At 70.2% G+C, this 16,802-nt stretch carries 13 protein-coding genes and 1 tRNA gene; 12 read left to right on the forward strand and 2 right to left on the reverse strand.

Annotation, left to right across the window (positions count from 1 at the left end; all coding sequences use genetic code 11):
• Positions 1-50 precede the first annotated feature (50 nt).
• The 5 genes from IR155_RS10895 (at position 51) to IR155_RS10915 (ending at position 7,072) form a co-directional block, all read left to right on the forward strand.
• The gene (locus IR155_RS10895; protein ID WP_233441180.1) at positions 51-1,004 is read left to right on the forward strand and encodes a carbohydrate ABC transporter permease; all 954 of its coding nucleotides are present in this window, start codon (positions 51-53) and stop codon (positions 1,002-1,004) included.
• Positions 997-1,806: a carbohydrate ABC transporter permease gene (locus tag IR155_RS10900; protein ID WP_233441181.1), complete on the forward strand. Its 810-nt coding sequence runs from the start codon at positions 997-999 to the stop codon at positions 1,804-1,806. The genes IR155_RS10895 and IR155_RS10900 overlap by 8 nt, the downstream gene beginning before the upstream one ends.
• Positions 1,803-4,874, forward strand: coding sequence for a glycoside hydrolase family 2 TIM barrel-domain containing protein (locus IR155_RS10905; protein ID WP_233441182.1), 3,072 nt, complete (start codon positions 1,803-1,805; stop codon positions 4,872-4,874). The genes IR155_RS10900 and IR155_RS10905 overlap by 4 nt, the downstream gene beginning before the upstream one ends.
• 253 nt (positions 4,875-5,127) lie before the next feature.
• Positions 5,128-5,799 carry an HAD hydrolase-like protein gene (locus tag IR155_RS10910; RefSeq protein ID WP_135114859.1) on the forward strand — a complete coding sequence of 224 codons (672 nt, stop codon included), beginning with the start codon at positions 5,128-5,130 and terminating at the stop codon, positions 5,797-5,799.
• Between the two features lie 7 nt (positions 5,800-5,806).
• Positions 5,807-7,072, forward strand: coding sequence for a hypothetical protein (locus IR155_RS10915; protein WP_135114860.1), 1,266 nt, complete (start codon positions 5,807-5,809; stop codon positions 7,070-7,072).
• Positions 7,073-7,163: 91 nt separating this feature from the next.
• Here IR155_RS10915 and IR155_RS10920 read toward each other — a convergent pair whose 3' ends face one another.
• On the reverse strand, positions 7,164-7,370 hold the full coding sequence (locus IR155_RS10920; protein ID WP_135114861.1) for a cold-shock protein: 207 nt from the start codon (positions 7,368-7,370) through the stop codon (positions 7,164-7,166).
• A 468-nt stretch (positions 7,371-7,838) separates the two neighbouring features.
• Between IR155_RS10920 and IR155_RS10925 the strand changes: the two genes are divergently transcribed.
• Positions 7,839-9,002: an IS481 family transposase gene (locus tag IR155_RS10925; protein ID WP_135114862.1), complete on the forward strand. Its 1,164-nt coding sequence runs from the start codon at positions 7,839-7,841 to the stop codon at positions 9,000-9,002.
• Between the two features lie 52 nt (positions 9,003-9,054).
• On the opposite strand, the gene IR155_RS10930 is transcribed toward IR155_RS10925, so the two are convergent.
• A tRNA-Leu gene (locus IR155_RS10930) sits at positions 9,055-9,141 on the reverse strand.
• 266 nt (positions 9,142-9,407) lie between these two features.
• On the opposite strand from IR155_RS10930, the gene IR155_RS10935 reads away from it, so the two are divergent.
• The 6 genes from IR155_RS10935 (at position 9,408) to IR155_RS10960 (ending at position 16,775) form a co-directional block, all read left to right on the forward strand.
• Positions 9,408-10,148, forward strand: a complete 741-nt coding sequence (locus tag IR155_RS10935; RefSeq protein ID WP_135114863.1) for an FhaA domain-containing protein — start codon at positions 9,408-9,410, stop codon at positions 10,146-10,148.
• Positions 10,149-10,153: 5 nt separating this feature from the next.
• The gene (locus tag IR155_RS10940) at positions 10,154-10,684 is read left to right on the forward strand and encodes an FHA domain-containing protein FhaB/FipA (RefSeq protein ID WP_135114893.1); all 531 of its coding nucleotides are present in this window, start codon (positions 10,154-10,156) and stop codon (positions 10,682-10,684) included.
• An 11-nt stretch (positions 10,685-10,695) separates the two neighbouring features.
• Positions 10,696-12,018, forward strand: a complete 1,323-nt coding sequence (locus IR155_RS10945) for a PP2C family protein-serine/threonine phosphatase (protein ID WP_135114864.1) — start codon at positions 10,696-10,698, stop codon at positions 12,016-12,018.
• Positions 12,015-13,391: an FtsW/RodA/SpoVE family cell cycle protein gene (locus IR155_RS10950; protein WP_135114865.1), complete on the forward strand. Its 1,377-nt coding sequence runs from the start codon at positions 12,015-12,017 to the stop codon at positions 13,389-13,391. The genes IR155_RS10945 and IR155_RS10950 overlap by 4 nt, the downstream gene beginning before the upstream one ends.
• 79 nt (positions 13,392-13,470) lie before the next feature.
• On the forward strand, positions 13,471-14,931 hold the full coding sequence (locus tag IR155_RS10955; RefSeq protein ID WP_135114866.1) for a peptidoglycan D,D-transpeptidase FtsI family protein: 1,461 nt from the start codon (positions 13,471-13,473) through the stop codon (positions 14,929-14,931).
• The gene (locus tag IR155_RS10960; RefSeq protein WP_135114867.1) at positions 14,928-16,775 is read left to right on the forward strand and encodes a serine/threonine-protein kinase; all 1,848 of its coding nucleotides are present in this window, start codon (positions 14,928-14,930) and stop codon (positions 16,773-16,775) included. The genes IR155_RS10955 and IR155_RS10960 overlap by 4 nt, the downstream gene beginning before the upstream one ends.
• Positions 16,776-16,802: the final 27 nt, after the last annotated feature.

Below are 16,802 nucleotides of genomic sequence, written 5' to 3' on the forward strand. Positions count from 1 at the left end.
CACCCCGCCTCCGCCCCGAACCGAATCGACGTATCGAAGGTGGTGTCCGTGTGACCCTGACGGCGACGCTGGTGGTTCCTCCCAGCGAGAAGAAGAACAAGAGGTCGGAGCCGTGGCGCGAGCGCAGCGTCTCGGCCCGCCGACGCAGCCTCACCGGCTGGGCGTTCCTGCTCCCGGCGACGCTGCTGATCATCTGGATGAACTTCTGGCCGATGCTGCAGGCGTTCATCCTGTCCCTGCAGACCGGCCGCGGCTCGCGTCTCGGCTTCGCCGAGCCGCTGTGGGCGAACTACGAGCGCCTGCTGCAGGACGACATCTTCCGGATGACCCTGATCACGACCGGCATCTACCTCGTGGTGCAGGTGCCGATCATGCTTGTGCTCGCCCTGCTGCTGGCGAACCTGCTGAACTCGCCCACCCTGCGGTTCAAGGGGTTCTGGCGCACCGCGATCTTCCTCCCGTGCGCGGTGGGCCTGGTCTCGTACTCGCTGGTGTTCCGCACGCTGTTCGCCAACGAGGGCCTCGTCAACGACGTCCTGCAGGCCGTCGGTCTGATCTCCGATCCGATCAACTGGCTCGGCCAGCCCGAGACCGCGCGGACGGTCATCATCCTGGGTCTGCTGTGGCGGTGGACCGGGTACAACATGGTGTTCTTCCTCGCGGCGCTGCAGAACGTCGACCGCTCGACGATCGAGGCGGCCCGCATCGACGGCGCGAACGCGTTCCAGACCTTCTGGTACGTCACCGTGCCGCAGCTGAAGCCGATGATCCTGCTCTGCGCGATCATGTCGACGAACGGCACGCTCCAGCTGTTCGACGAGTCGTGGGCGCTCACCCAGGGCGGCCCCGCGTACACCTCGATGTCGATGGCGCACTACCTGTACGAGCTCTCGTTCCACAAGAACCCGAACTTCGGCTACGCGGCGGCCCTGTCGTACGCGATCCTCGTGCTGGTCGCGGTGCTCGCGGCCATCCAGATGCGGATCGGAGACAAGCGTGACTAAGGCGATCCGCGCCCTGCCGGGCTACGTCTTCCTCGGGATCGCGGCCATCCTGTCGCTGTTCCCGCTCTACTTCATGGCCGTCTCGGCGACGAACTCGAGCAAGGATGTGCTCGACTCGCGGATGCTGCCTGGCACCCACCTGTTCGCCAACCTCGCCGCGCTGGTCGAGACGCAGGACCTCGGCGGCGCGATGTGGAACTCCACGGTCAACGCCGTGGTGACGACCGTCGCCGCCCTGGCGGTGTGCTCGATCGCGGGCTACGGCTTCGAGGTCTACCACTCGCGCGCGAAGGACCGCCTGATGGGCTTCCTGCTGCTGGCGATCATGATCCCGTTCGCGGCCACCATGATCCCGCTGTTCCAGCTGTTCGCCGAGCTCGACCTGCTCAGCACGACGTTCGCGGTCATCCTCCCCGCCGTCTCGACGCCGTTCCTGATCCTGCTGTTCCGGCAGGCATCCCGGTCGTTCCCGCGCGAGATCATCGAGGCCGGCCGGATCGACGGCCTCCGTGAGGTCGCGATCTTCCTGCGCCTGTACCTGCCGACGATGCGCCCCACGTTCGCGGCGGCCGCCGTGATCACCTTCATGACCGCGTGGAACAACTTCCTCTGGCCCAAGGTCGTGCTCGTGAACAACGAGGCGCAGACAATGCCCATGCTCATCGCCAACCTGACGGCCGGCTACGTCACCGATTACGGCCTGCTGATGCTCGCCCTGTTGATCGGATCGCTGCCGACCGTCATCGTCTTCTTCGTGCTGCAGCGCAGCTTCGCCGAGGGAATCACAGGAGCCATCAAGTGACATCCGACCTGACAAGTGTGACCAGCGTGACCGACCGGATCGCCGATCCGCGCTTCGTGAGCGAGAACCGCCTTCCCGCCCATTCGGATCACCGGTGGTTCCGGGATGCCGCCGAGGCGGCCACCGGGGCGAGCTCGTTCGAGCGGAGTCTCGCCGGCACGTGGAAGTTCCACTATGCAGAGAACCTCGAGGGCACCATCCCCGGGTTCGAGGATCCCGACGTCGACGTGTCGGGATGGGACGACATCCGGGTTCCCGGCCACATCCAGTACCAGGGGTACAGCCGGGCGCAGTACTGCAACGTGCAGTACCCATGGGACGGCGTCGAGGACGTCCAGCCGGGCGAGGTGCCGCAGTCGTACAACCCGGTGGGCAGCTACGTCACGACGTTCGCGCACGAGACCCCGCTGGCGGATGGCGAGCGCCTCACCGTGACCTTCGAGGGTGCGGAGTCGGCCATCGTCGTGTGGCACAACGGCACCTACGTCGGCTACGCCACCGACTCGTTCACGCCGTCGGAGTTCGACCTCACCGACACGCTCGTTCCGGGCGAGAACCGCCTCGCGGTGCAGGTGCTGCGCTTCAGCAGCGGCGCCTGGCTCGAGGACCAGGACTTCTACCGGCTGTCCGGCCTGTTCCGCGATGTCGTGCTGCGGCGGCGCCCGCGCGTGCACGCCGAGGACGTGCGCGTCAGGACCGAGGTGGCGGATGACCTGGGCGCCGCGACCGTGCGCGTCCGGGTGCGGCTCACGGCGCCGGGCACCGTCACCGCCACGATCGCGGGGCACGGCTCTGCCCCCGTCGCGCTCGACCCGGCCGGTGACGGCGAGCTCACCATCGCCCTCGACGCCCCGCGCCTGTGGAGCGCCGAGGACCCGTACCTCCACGACCTGCGCATCGAGGTGCGCGACGACAGCGGCGCGCTCACCGAGCACATCCCGGTCGCCGTCGGCATCCGGCGCTTCGGCATCGAGGACGGCGTGCTGCGCATCAACGGCTCGCGCGTTGTGCTGAAAGGCGTCAACCGCCACGAGTTCGGCCTCAACGGACGCGTCATGACCTACGAGGAGACCGAGCAGGACATCCGGATCCTCAAGGCCGCCGGCGTCGACGCAGTGCGCACCAGCCACTACCCGAACAGCACCTTCTTCTACGAGCTGTGCGACCGCTACGGCCTCTACGTCATCGACGAGATGAACCTCGAGACGCACGCCGCGTGGGACGCGGTGGTGCAGGGCCGGTGGACCGAGGCCGACGCGCTGCCGGGAGACCGGCCCGACTGGCTTCCCGCCCTGCTCGACCGCGCCGCGAGCATGTTCGAGCGCGACAAGAACCACGCGAGCATCGTGATGTGGTCGTGCGGCAACGAGTCGTACGGCGGCACGAACCTGCTCGCCGTCGCCGACTGGCTGCGCTCGGTCGACGACCGTCCGGTCCACTACGAGGGCATCCGCGCCGATCCGCGCCACCCACAGACGAGCGACGTCACGAGCCGGATGTACGTGCCGGCCGCCGAGGTCGAGCAGTACCTCGCCGAGCACCGCGAGAAGCCGTACATCCTGTGCGAGTACGCGCACGCGATGGGCAACTCGTTCGGCGCGGTCGACAAGTACGTCGAGCTCGCCTACCGCGAGCCGCTGTTCCAGGGCGTCTTCGTCTGGGACTTCGCGGATCAGGGGGTCATGCTCACCGACGAGCTCGGGCGTCGCTACGGCGGCTACGGCGGCGACAGCGGTGAGGCGCCGCACGACTTCGAGTTCTGCGGCAACGGCCTCGTCCTGCTCGACCGCACGCCGACCCCGAAGCTGATCGAGCTGAAGCAGCTGTACCAGCCGCTGCACATCGAGGTGACCCGGGAGGGGATCACCGTCGAGAACCGGCACCTGTTCACGGGCTCGGATGCGTACGACGCGCTCGTCACGCTCTCGCGCGAGGGCGAGGTGCTGCAGACCGCTCCCCTGACGACCGGCGTCGCGCCGGGCGAGACGGCGAGCTTCCCCGTGCCCGTGGAGCTTCCGGATGAGCCGGGCGAGTACGCGATCGACGTGTCGTTCACAACGCGCGAGGACGCCCCGTGGGCCGCGGCCGGGCACGAGGTCGCCTCGGCGCAGGGCGTCTTCCGGGTCGGCGCGCCGGCCCGCCCGCGCCGCGCCGGCGCGCCCGTGGTGATCCAGGGCCTTCACAACGTGGGTGTCCGCGGTGACGGGTTCTCGGCGCTGTTCTCGCGGATCCACGGCGGCCTGCTGTCCTACCGCCTCGGCGCCACGCACGACTCGGGTCGCGAGCTGCTGCGGTCGATCCCGCGGCCGAACTTCTGGCACGCCCCGACGTCGAACGAGCGCGGCTGGGGGATGACGACCCGCGACGGGCAGTGGCTCGTGGCGAGCCGGTACGAGCCCGCGCACGACGACCACCCGGCGCCCACGGTCGAGGTGCGGGACGACGCGGTGGTGATCGCGTACCGCCACGACCTGCCGACGGTGCCGGCGAGCGAGTGCGACCTCGTCTACACGGTGACCGCCGACGGCCGGATCGATGTCGCCCTGACCGTCCGCCCGGGCGAGGGGCTGTCGGACATGCCCGAGTTCGGGCTGCTTATGGAGACGACCCGGGATCTGGATCGCGTGCGCTGGTACGGCGACGGCCCGCACGAGAGCTACGTCGACCGGCGCAGCGCCTCGCGCCTCGGCGTCTACGAGGCCGCGGTCGCCGACATGCTGACGCCGTACATGCGGCCGCAGGAGGCGGGCAACCGCACCGGCGTGCGCTGGGCCGAGGTGACGGATGCGCACGGCGTCGGCCTGCGGCTGGAGGCGGAAAGCGAGGGCGGGATGGAGTTCTCGGCCCTGCCGTGGACCCCGTTCGAGGTCGAGAACGCGGCCCACCCCGTCGACCTGCCGCCGATCCGCAAGACGGTGCTGCGCCCGGCGCTGATGCGCCGCGGCGTGGGCGGCGACGACTCGTGGGGCGCGCTCACGCACCCGGAGCACCGCCTCCCGCAGAGCGAGGAGCTGACCTTCCGCTTCTCCTTCCAGGGCATCGGGGGCTCTTCTCGTGACGCGCGTTGATCGATCGCAGTTTTTTCGTGGCCGCGCGCTGATCGATCGCTCGCCCGACGCTTCGCGCCGGGACTCGCGCTCGATGGGCTGTCGCTCCGCTCCATCCGGGCGCGCTGGTTGGCCGCTCCGCGGCACGCTCCCTTCGGTCGCGCGTGGGGGCCACAACTCCACCGCGCCCGGTGGGGGCCAGCGCAGCTCTGGTCGTTGAGCGCAGTCGAAACCATCGCCGAGCCACACCACCACCCTCAGTAGGCTGAACTGCATGACGTCTTCGCCGTGGTCCTGCATCCTCTGGGACGTGGACGGGACGGTGGCGGATGCGTCGGCCGGCATCCTGCCGCGCATCACCGAGGTGCTCACCGCGATGGGGCGCACGGCCCCTCCCGCCGAGGAGCTGCGCCACTGGATCGGCCCGCCGATGCTGGAGTCGTTCCAGCGGCGAGCCCTGCTCTCGCCCGAGGATGCGATGGCCGCCGTGGCCGCGTACCGCGAGCTGGCGTCGCGCGACGGCTATGCGAGCTCCGTCGCCCTGTACCCCGGCATCGCCGACCTCATCCGCGAGGTGCACGCCGCCGGCATCCCCCAGGCGACGGCGAGCACAAAGCCGCAGAACCAGGTCGAGGCGATCCTGCGCCACTACGACCTCGCCGACGCGTTCACGGCGATCGTCGGCGCCCGCGCCGAGGCAGACGTGCTCGACACGAAGACCGATGTGCTCGGCCGCGCCCTCGAGGGCCTCGCCGCGGCGGGGATCGACACGTCCCGGCCGGTGCTGATCGGCGATCGTCACCACGACATCGACGGCGGCGCAGATCTCGGCGTGCCGGTCATCTTCAACCGGTGGGGCTTCGGCACCCCGGGCGAGGAGGACGGCGCCGTCGCTGTCGTCGACGACCCGGCGCAGCTGCGCCGTCTGCTGCTCACGGAAGCCTGAGCCGCGCGTGGACGTCACCGAGATCGAGCCGCTCGGGTGGATCATCCCGGCGCTCGTCGTCTTCGGGTCGGCCGCGGTCCTCGCCGTCGTCGTTGTGCTCGCCGTGCGCTACGCCCGCCGCGGGCCGGGCGCGCGCCGTCGCGCGGCCGCCTCTGTCGAGCGGGCCGGCGTCGCTCTGGTGCGCCTCGACGACGCGACCGACGAGCTCGAGCTCGAGGTCGGCCTCTCCGGGGCGCTGTACGGCGGCGGTGCGCCCGCATCCCTGCGCCGAGCGCGGATGACAGCCCAGCACACGCGGGATGACGCGTTCGCGACGTATCGGGATCTGATGGATCCGGATGCACCCCCGGCAGTCGTCGACCGTGCCGCCCGCGAGCTGCTGCGCCGCATCGAGCGCGCCTCGCGCACGATCGACACCGCCCGCGCCGAGCACCGCGCGTGGATCGATCAGCACGTCACGGCGGCCGAGCAGATCGACGCCGCCGAGCGCCGCCTCGTCGAGCTGCGGGCGCGGATGGGAGATCCGGGCGCGCTGCTGCGCGAACTCGACAAGCGCGCTGACCGCAGCGAGTGGGGCGAGGCCGAGCGCGCCGCCGAGGCCGCGCGCTCCGCGGTCGCACTGGCCGAGCAGCACCTCGCCGCGGCGCGGGCCGGGGCGCAGGATCCGTCGCGGTCGGCCCTGGAGGATCTCGCCGCGGCCGAGCGGGCGCTGCGCCGCGCCGACGCCGAATCGCGCGCGCTCGAGGAGATGCATCGTCTTGTCACGCAGGCGGGGCTCGCCGTCGGCGACGAGATCGCGGCCGCACGTGCGGCGATCCGCTCGGCGACCGGCATCCGCGCGGCGCTCCCGCCCGACGAAGCGGAGGTGCTCGGCGACGAGATCCGCTGGGCGAGCGGCGAGCTTGCGCGCATCGAGCCCACCGCTACGCGCCGGCCGGTCTCGGCGAACGAGGCCATCGCCCGGGTGCGAGAGCGCCTGGATGCCGCTCTCGCCGACGCACACACCGCGCAGCAGCGCCTCCGCGGGGCGCGCAGCGCGCTGCCGGGGACCCTCGCAGCGGCACGCAGCGCGGTCGGCCGTGCGGAGGCGGCACTCCCCGATCGCGCCGCGGGGCTCGAGGCGCGGGTGCGGCTCGACACCGCGCGGCAAGAGCTTGCCGACGCGCGTCAGATGGCCGATCCGGTCGAGGCGCTGGATGCGGCGCGCCGCGCCATCCGTCACGCGGAGGACGCCAAGGCGCTCGCCGACTACGGCAGGCTCGCGCGCGACTGACGCGGGTTCCCGGGCACAAACAAGGGCCCGATGCCGAAGCACCGGACCCTGGCTGCCAGCCGCGTGAACGCGGAGGCGGAGATATCGGGGATCAGATGGGGCGGATGTTCTCCGCCTGCAGGCCCTTGGGGCCCTGCGCGATCTCGAACTCCACGCGCTGGTTCTCTTCCAGCGAGCGGTATCCGGATGCCTCGATCGCGGTGTAGTGAGCGAAGACGTCAGAGCCGCCCTCGTCGGGAGAGATGAAGCCGAAGCCCTTCTCCGAGTTGAACCACTTGACGGTGCCCTGCGTAGCCATTTACTGCCGTTCTTCTTGATTGAAACCGGCGCGAGAATCGTGCCGACGCTCCCCACGGTAACGGAGTCGCCTGCGAACGGCTAGGGAAGATCCGATTAAGACGCAACAGATGGCCCACTCGGTGGGAGCGCAGGCGGATCCACAGGTCAGCGCGGGCTGAAAAAGGAGCGGCCCTCACCGAAGGGGGGATTCAGTGAGGGCCGGACGACCATTTGGGGGGCGTCTCGGAAAGATTACCCGAAGAATCGGCAACTTGTCCCCCATTCGGAGGACATCCGCGATCACTTGATCAGGGAACGCGACCACTCGATCACCGGGAACGACGAAGGCCCCGGATCTGGGATCCGGGGCCTTCGTTTCGCTGGTGCGCGAGGGGGTGTCTGGTTTCAGGACATCGTGAACGGGTGTCTCTGGACATCGTGAACGCTCCGGTCGCGGCGGCGAGGATGTCTCAGGACATCGTGAACGGTGGCCAAGTACGAGGTGCTCATCAAAGCCGTCACCATCCAGGGACTGTCCTACGGCGAGGTCGCCCGCCGCTACGGCGTCTCAAAGACCCTCGTGCATAAGCTCCACCACCGCTGGCTGAGCGAAGGCGACGCCGCGTTCGAGCCCCGCTCGCGGCGCCCCGCTCGCAACCCGAACCGCACACCCGAGTCAGTCCGCGAGCGAGTCCTCGCCCTGCGCCACCAACTCACCGCAGCAGGCCTGGACGCCGGCGCCGACACGATCGTCGAGCATCTCGCCCGCGAACACGTCACCGTCTCCCGCGTGACCGTCTGGCGGATCCTCAAGGCCGCTGGAATCGTCGCCGCTCAGCCACAAAAGCGTCCCCGGTCCTGGCAGCGCTTCACCGCCGAACGCCCCAACGAGCTCTGGCAATCCGACTTCACCCACGTGCTCCTGGCCGACGGCACCGACATCGAGGTGATCGGCTGGCTCGACGACCACTCCCGATACCTGCTGCATCTGAGCGCCCACCCCCGCGTCACCGGCCGCACCGTCACGAACACGTTCAACACCACCGCCGCCGAGCACGGCCACCCCGCCGCGACCCTCACCGACAACGGCATGGTCTACACCACCCGCCTCGCCCGCGGCGGCCGGGGCCGCGGCGACGGCACCGGCAACGCCTTCGAAACCCTGCTAGCCGCCCTCGGCATCACACAGAAGAACGGCCGCCCCTTCAAACCCACCACCCAGGGCAAGATCGAACGCTTCTGGCAGACCCTGAAGAAGCACCTCGCCACCCAGCCCGCGGCCACCCTCACAGACCTGCAGACCGCCCTCGACACATTCCGCGACTACTACAACCACGTCCGCCCCCACCGCGGCATCGGCCGCAAGACCCCCGCCTTCGCCTACCAGCTCATCCCCAAGGCCGCTCCAACCAAACCCGACGACCCGAACATCTGGCGCGTCCGCTACGACACCGTCGACAACGACGGCAAGATCACCATCCGCCACTCCGGACGACTCCTCCACCTCGGCATCGGCAGAGCCCACGCCCGCACCAAGATCATCTGCCTCGTCCACAACGACGAAGCCACCATCACCGACACCGACACCGGCGAACACCTCGCCGACTTCACCCTCGACCCCAGCCACGGCTACCAACGCAAAAACGGATGAACCCCCAGCCTCCTGGGGGTTCATCCGTTCACGATGTCCTGAGACATCACACTGGTGCGCGAGGGGGGAGTTGAACCCCCACGCCCTTTCGGGCACTGGCACCTGAAGCCAGCGCGTCTGCCTATTCCGCCACTCGCGCGAGACCGGATCGCTCCGGACTCAACTTCCCAAGACTAACATGCCCCCGCGACGGGCGCGAAACGAGCGCGGCTCTCCCGGCGAGCGCACATCCGGTGTCGCGAGCGCGCATCCGGGCGGCGAGAGCGCATCCCCAGGGACGGGCTCTCGCCGGATGGATGCGCCCTCGCGCCGGCGCGCATCCGGGCCCTATAAGTCGCGCCGACCGGCACCGTCCAGCCTTGCTGGCTACGATGTGCCTACCGGTCGGCCGGACTGAGGAGACCCGTGGGACTACTGGACAGCTTCGAGCAAGGCCTCGAGCGCGCCGTGAACCGCGCGTTCGCGAAGACCTTCCGCAGCGGCATTCAGCCCGTCGAGATCGCCTCCGCCCTGCGCCGCGAACTCGACACGAAGGCCGCCGTGGTCGCACGCGACCGCATCCTCGTCCCGAACGAGCTGGTCGTGCGCCTGAGCCCCGCCGATGAGGAGCGGATGCGCTCGCTCGGCGGCGCCCTCATCACCGAGCTCGACACGATGCTGCGCGGCCACGCGTCGGCGCAGGGCTACAGCCTCGCCGGCCCCCTGCGCATCGCGCTGCGCGCCGACGAGTCGATCACGACCGGCACGGTGGACGTCGACTCCTCCACGGCGGAGGGGCGCGTCGAGTGGCGCGCGGTCGTCGACGTCGGCGGCCGGCGGTACCCGCTGTCGAAGGCGCGCACGATCCTCGGTCGCGGCAGCGACGCCGACATCACGGTGGACGACCCCGGCACGAGCCGCGCCCACGTCGAGATCCTCTGGGACGGCGAGCGCGCGATGGTGCGCGACCTCGGATCGACCAACGGATCCAAGCTGGATGGCCGACCCGTCACGCAGTCGGGCCTGAACGACGGCCAGACCGTCACGATCGGCCGCACCGACATCGTGTTCCACGTCGTGCCGCTCGCGGCCCCGCAGACGCGGCCGTCGCGCGACGACCGCACGACCTCGACCCGGATCATGCCGCAGAACGGGGACTGGTCGTGACCGAACTGAGCTCGCTGACGCTGCTGATCCTGCAGGTCGGTTTCCTGCTGCTGATGTGGCTGTTCGTGTTCGCGGTCGTCTTCGCGCTGCGCTCCGACGTGTTCGGCGTGCGCGTGCGCCGGATGCCGGATGCCGCGTCGGGCCGCGCTCCCGCGAAGTCCGCGCCGGCCAAGCCCGCGGCCGCCCCGCGTCCGGCGCCGGCCCCGAGCGCCGCCCCGGCCGGGCCCGCGACGACGGCCACGGCCTCGCGCATCGTCATCACCAGCGGCCCGAAGGCGGGCCTCGAGCTTCCCCTCGGCACCGACCCGCTGACCATCGGCCGGTCGAGCGAGGCGGGTCTCGTCATCCGCGACGACTACACGTCGAGCCAGCACGCACGCCTCGTGCTGTGGGGCGAGCAGTGGATGCTGCAGGATCTCGAGTCGACGAACGGCACCTTCCACGGCGGTGAGCGCGTGTCGCCCAACTCGCCCGTCCCGGTGCAGACGTCGACCCCGATCAAGGTCGGCGCCACGACCTTCGAGCTGCGGAAGTAAGCGCCCCCGGGATGTTCGTGGGCTCGAGTGCCGCCATCTCCCATACGGGGAAGGTGCGGTCGAACAACCAGGATTCGGGCTATGCCGGCTCGAACCTGTTCGTCGTCGCCGACGGCATGGGCGGCCACGCGGGCGGTGACGTCGCCTCGAGCGTCGCGGTCAACACGCTCCAGGGGCTCGACCACATCTACGCCTCCCCCGAGGAGGCGGAGGTCACGCTGCGCGAGACCATCGCGTCCACCGCCGGCGACCTCATCCACCTCGTCGCCCGCCGGCCCGAGCTCGCGGGTCTCGGCACGACGGTCAGCGCGATCGCGATGGTCGACGAGTACGCGGTCATCGCCCACATCGGCGACTCGCGCATCTATCTGTGGCGCGATGAGGCGCTCACGCAGATCACGACGGATCACACGTTCGTGCAGCGCCTTGTCGACTCCGGCCGCATCACCCCCGAGGAGGCGAGGTTCCATCCGCGTCGCTCGGTGCTGATGCGCGTGCTCGGCGACATGGATCCTGATCCCGAGATCGACACGTTCATCATGCCGACGCGGCCAGGCGATCGCTGGCTGCTGTGCTCGGATGGCCTGAGCGGCGTGGTCGACGAGGCCCACATCCAGAAGGCGCTGCGCCTGGGCCTTCCCCCGGGGCGCACCGCCGACATGCTGCTGAAGTACGCGCTCGACGGCGGGGCTCCCGACAACGTCACGATCGTGCTCGTCGACGTGGGCGGGCAGCATCCGCTCGTCAGCGGCACCGCGACGATCGTCGGATCGGCCTCCAACCCGCAAGGCGTCAAGGTTCCCGCGATCACCGGCCGTCCCCTGCTCCCCACGAGCTGGCTGCATCCCGGACGCCAGGCGGCGAACGAGCCGACACACTTCGAGCCGGAGCCCGAGTACCTCGAGGAGCTGATCGAGGAGGATCGGCGGCGCGCGCGTCGCCGGCGCATCGGCTTCGTGGCGTTCCTTGTGCTGATCGCGGCCGTCATCATCACGGGCTTCGCGCTCTTCTACTCCTGGACCCAGACGCGCTACTACGTGGGGGCCGACGACGACTCCGTCGTGATCTACCAGGGAATCCAGCAGTCGATCGGGCCGATCCAGCTCTCCTCGGCGCACGAGGACACCGGGATCCTGCTCGCCGACCTGTCGCAGTACCAGCGGGCGCGCGTCGAGTTCACGATCAGCGCCCGCTCGCTCGCCGACGCCGAGGGCATCGCCGACCGGCTGCGCGACTCGGTCGTCGAGGAGCCGGAGCCCGAGCCCGAGCCGACGCCGACACCCACGCAGAAGCCGACCCCGTCCGGCACGCCGACCCCGGGAGGTGAAGGATGACCGGAGTCGCCGCCGACACCACGGTCCTGAAGGCGCTCCGCAAGGTGCGCCAGCCGCAGCCGCAGCGCAACCGCGAGCTGCTGCTGCTGCTGTTCGCCATCGCCCTGAGCCTCGGCGCCACGGCCCTGTCGCAGCTGGGCGAGCTCGGCCGCATCGACTCGGGCGTGCTGATCGCCGAGGGAGTGCTCGCGGCGCTCGTGCTCGCTCTGCACGTGGTGCTGCGCCTGCGGGCGCCGCAGGCGGATCCGTTCGTCGTGCCGATCGCGACGCTCCTGACGGGCCTCGGCATCGCCATGATCTACCGGCTCGGCATCTCGGGCTCCGAGCTCGTGGATCCGAACGCCGCGAACAAGCAGCTCATCTACGCCGGCGTCTCGATCCTCGCCGCCGGGGCGCTCGTCTGGGCCCTCGGCAACTACCGCATCCTGTTCCGCTACACGTACGTGTTCGGCTTCACGGGAATCGTTCTGCTCATCCTGCCGTTCGTGCCGTTCATCAACGGCGGCGGCAACGCGACGGTGTGGATCGAGATCGGCGGCGTGAACTTCCAGCCCGGTGAGATCGCGAAGATCTGCCTTGCCATCTTCTTCGCCGGCTACCTCGTGCGCACGCGCGAGAGCCTCACCTCCACGGGACGCCGCATCCTGGGCTTCACCTTCCCCCGGGCGCGCGAGTTCGGCCCCCTGCTGGTGATCTGGCTCGTGTCGATGGTGATCATCGTCGCGCAGCGCGACCTCGGCACGGGTCTGCTGATCTTCGGGATGTTCGTCGCGACGCTCTACGTCGCCACCGGCAAGACCGGGTGGGTGCTGATCGGCGTCCTGCTCGCCGTCGGCGGAGCGGTCGCCGCGTCCTACGTCCTCCCGTACGTCCGCGGCCGGTTCGACGCGTGGCTCGGGGCGTTCGATCCCGCGCTGTACGAGGCGGAGGGCGGCAGCTACCAGCTCGTCAACGGCATCTTCGGCCTCGCCCACGGCGGGTTGCTCGGCACGGGTCTGGGCCTCGGCCGCCCGTATCTGACGCCCGTGTCGCAGAGCGACTACATCATCCCGAGCCTCGGCGAGGAGCTCGGCCTCACGGGCCTGTTCGCCATCCTGTGCCTCTATCTCGTGTTCGTCGCGCGCGGGCTCCGGATCGGCGTCGCCGGTCAGGACGATTTCGGCAAGCTGCTCGCGGTGGCGCTGTCGTTCACCCTCGCGCTGCAGGTGTTCATCATGGTGGGCGGCGTGACGCGGCTCGTCCCGCTGACGGGCCTCACGACGCCCTTCCTCGCCGCCGGTGGATCGTCGCTGCTGGCGAACTGGCTCATCGTGGCGGTCATCCTGCGCATCAGCGACGCTGTCCGCCAGCAGCCGAGGGCGGTGATCGGATGAGTCCCTTCTCAGAAGCGGCTCTCACGTGTTCGGGCGCCGCTCCGCTCGCAGGCCACAGCACCAGCGAGGTGACCACCGCATGACGAAGGAACTGCGCAGGCTGAGCATCATCGTGCTGGTGATGTTCCTCGCCCTGTTCGGGTCGACAAGCACGATCCAGGTGCTGCAGGCGAATGCACTCGCCGACGAGCAGAACAACCGGCGCACGCTGTTCGACAGCTTCGAGACGCAGCGCGGCGCGATCATCGCCGGCGGCCGGGAGATCGCCAACTCGGTGCCGAGCGACGACCTGTACGTGTGGCAGCGACAGTATGCCGACTCGGCCATGTGGGCCCACACGACCGGCTTCCTGAACCCCTCGCTCGGCTCGGTCACCGGCATCGAGCAGCTCATGGGCCAGGAGCTCGCCGGCACCGCCGGCTCGGCCTTCTTCTCCCGCATCGACCAGATCGTGACCGGCCAGCCGCCCCGCGGCTCGAGCGTGCTGCTGACTCTCGACCCCGAGATCCAGAAGGCGGCGTACGACGCGCTGGGCGGCCTCACCGGCGCCGTGGTCGCGATCGAGCCGGACACCGGCCGGATCATCGCGATGGTCTCGACGCCGGGGTACGACGCGAACTCCCTCGCCCAGCACGACCCCGAGGGGACGGATGCGGCATACAGGGCGCTGGAGGAGGACCCGGCCCAGCCCCTGCAGAACCGGGCGATCGCGGGCGACGTGAACCCTCCCGGCTCGACGTTCAAGCTCGTTGTGGCCGCCGCGGCGTTCGAGTCGGGCGACTACGACGCCGACTCGGAGCTGCCGAACCCGCTGACCTACAAGCTCCCGCAGTCGCAGAACACCGTGCACAACGCCAGCGGCACCACCTGCGGGCCGGGCGAGACCACCACGATCGCCACCGCGATCCGGCTGAGCTGCAACGTGCCGCTCGCCGAGCTCGCGGTCGAGATCGGCGCCGACCGGATCCGCGAGACGGCGGAGAAGTTCGGCTTCAACCAGGAGATCGCCATTCCCCTGCGCGCCGCGACCTCCACGTACCCGACGAGCATCACGGACGACGCGCAGACCGCGCTCAGCGGCTTCGGCCAGGGCAGGGTCCAGGCGACGCCGCTGCAGATCGCCATGGTCTCGGCCGGTATCGCGAACGGCGGCACGGTGATGAATCCGTACCTCGTCGACGAGGTCGTCGGGGCGGATCTGTCGCCGCAGCAGTCGTTCTCGCCCTCGCCGTTCGGCGAGGCGATCGACCAGGACACGGCGGATCTCATCAGGGACGCGATGGTCTCGAGCGTCCAGGATGGCGCGGCGACGGGTGCAAGAATAGACGGAGTCGACGTGGCCGGGAAGACGGGCACCGCGGAGATGGGCGGGGAGAACCCGTACACCCTGTGGTTCACCGGATTCGCGCCGGCTGACGACCCCGAGATCGCGGTGGCCGTTCTTGTGGAAGACGGCGGCGGACAGGGTCAGTCGGGCAGCGGCAACACGATCGCGGCGCCGATCGCGAAGAAGGTCATGGAGGCGGTGCTGAGCAGATGAGGCCGACACAGGGTGTGTCCTTCGGTGGGCGCTACGAGCTGAACTCGCGGATCGCGATCGGCGGCATGGGCGAGGTCTGGGAAGCGACCGATCACGTCATCGGCCGCACCGTCGCCATCAAGATCCTCAAAGACGAGTACATGGGCGACCCCGGCTTCCTCGAGCGCTTCCGCGCCGAGGCGCGTCACGCCGCCCTCGTCAACCACGAGGGCATCGCGAGCGTCTTCGACTACGGCGAGGAGAACGGATCCGCGTTCCTCGTGATGGAGCTCGTGCCGGGCGAGGCGCTGTCGACGGTGCTCGAGCGCGAGACGCGGCTTCCCCCCGAGCGGACGCTCGACATCGTCGCGCAGACCGCGTCGGCACTGCAGGCCGCGCACGCCGCGGGCCTCGTCCACCGCGACATCAAGCCGGGAAACCTGCTGATCACGCCCGACGGCCGCGTGAAGATCACCGACTTCGGCATCGCCCGCATCGCCGACCAGGTCCCGCTGACGGCGACCGGCCAGGTGATGGGAACCGTGCAGTACCTGTCGCCCGAGCAGGCCTCCGGTCATCCTGCGTCGCCGGCCACCGACATCTACTCGCTCGGCATCGTCGCGTACGAGTCGCTCGCCGGCCGTCGCCCGTTCACGGGCGAGTCGCAGGTCGCGATCGCGATGGCGCAGATCAACGAGCAGCCCCCGCCGCTGCCCGACGACATCCCCGAGCCCGTGCGCAACCTCGTGCTCGCGATGATCGCCAAGAAGCAGGAAGACCGCCCCGCCTCGGCGGCCGTCGTCGCGCGCGCGTCCAACGCGCTGCGCCGCGGAGACGTGGCGGCCGCGGCCGCCGCGGTGCCGGCGATCGCCGCCGGTGCGGCCCTGACCCGCGGCGGCGACGACGCGTTCACGCAGCTGCTCTCTCCCGGTGACGACAGCACGACCCGCATGATGCCGCGCACCACGCCGGTGCCGGTCGGAGGCGAGCCGTTCCCCGACGAGCAGCGCCCCCAGCGCAAGCGCAGCCCGTGGACCTGGCCGCTGGTCGCCCTGATCGCGCTGCTGCTCGTTGTGCTCGGCGGCACGATCTGGGCGCTGTTCGGCGAGGGCCTGCTCGGCGGAACCACCGAGTCGCCCACGCCGAGCGCGGAGCGCACCGAGCCGTCCACCACGCCGCAGAACACACCGACCGAAACGCCCGATGCCGACCGGATCAACATCGATGAGCTGGGCCTCGTCGGCAAGTCGTGCGACGAGGCGCTCGCGACGCTGCCCACCGAGGGCGAGTTCACCTGGACCTGCGAGCCGGGCACCGTGATGGCGGCCGATTTCACGCAGGAGGGTCTGATCTACGAGGTGAGCCCGCGCGGGTTCGCCCCCGTCGGTGCGGCCCTCAACGCGCTCACGTACGCGCCGATCACCGAGATCGCCGCCCCGGAGGCGCCGTCCTTCGCCGTGACCGAGGCGCAGCCCGACGAGGAGATCACCGTCAACTGGACGGCGTACAGCTGCCTCCCGGGCAGCACGCTCTCGGGCTACACGGTCACCCTCGAGAACGCCACGTTCTCTGGCACCGACGCCGTCACGTGGGACTTCGGCGCCGGCACCACCACCTCGCAGGTGCGCGCCACGGGCGACCCCGGCACCGACATCACGGCCACGGTCGTCGCGAGCTGCGCCGTCGACGGCGGCGAGGCGCGCACGACCCCGGATTCCCCGGCCTCTGCCCCCGTGACGATCGCCTCCGCCGACGAGCAGCCAGACGCCGACGCCCAGGGCAACGGCGCGCAGGGCAACGGCGCCGACGGAACCACCGAGACAGACACCGACACCTCTGCCGACGGCTCCGGGACCGGGGAGTGACGCGGCGCCGCGCCACTCAGTACAACG

Origin of the sequence: Microbacterium paludicola (genome assembly GCF_015235415.1) — a bacterium.
Classification (GTDB): domain Bacteria; phylum Actinomycetota; class Actinomycetes; order Actinomycetales; family Microbacteriaceae; genus Microbacterium; species Microbacterium paludicola.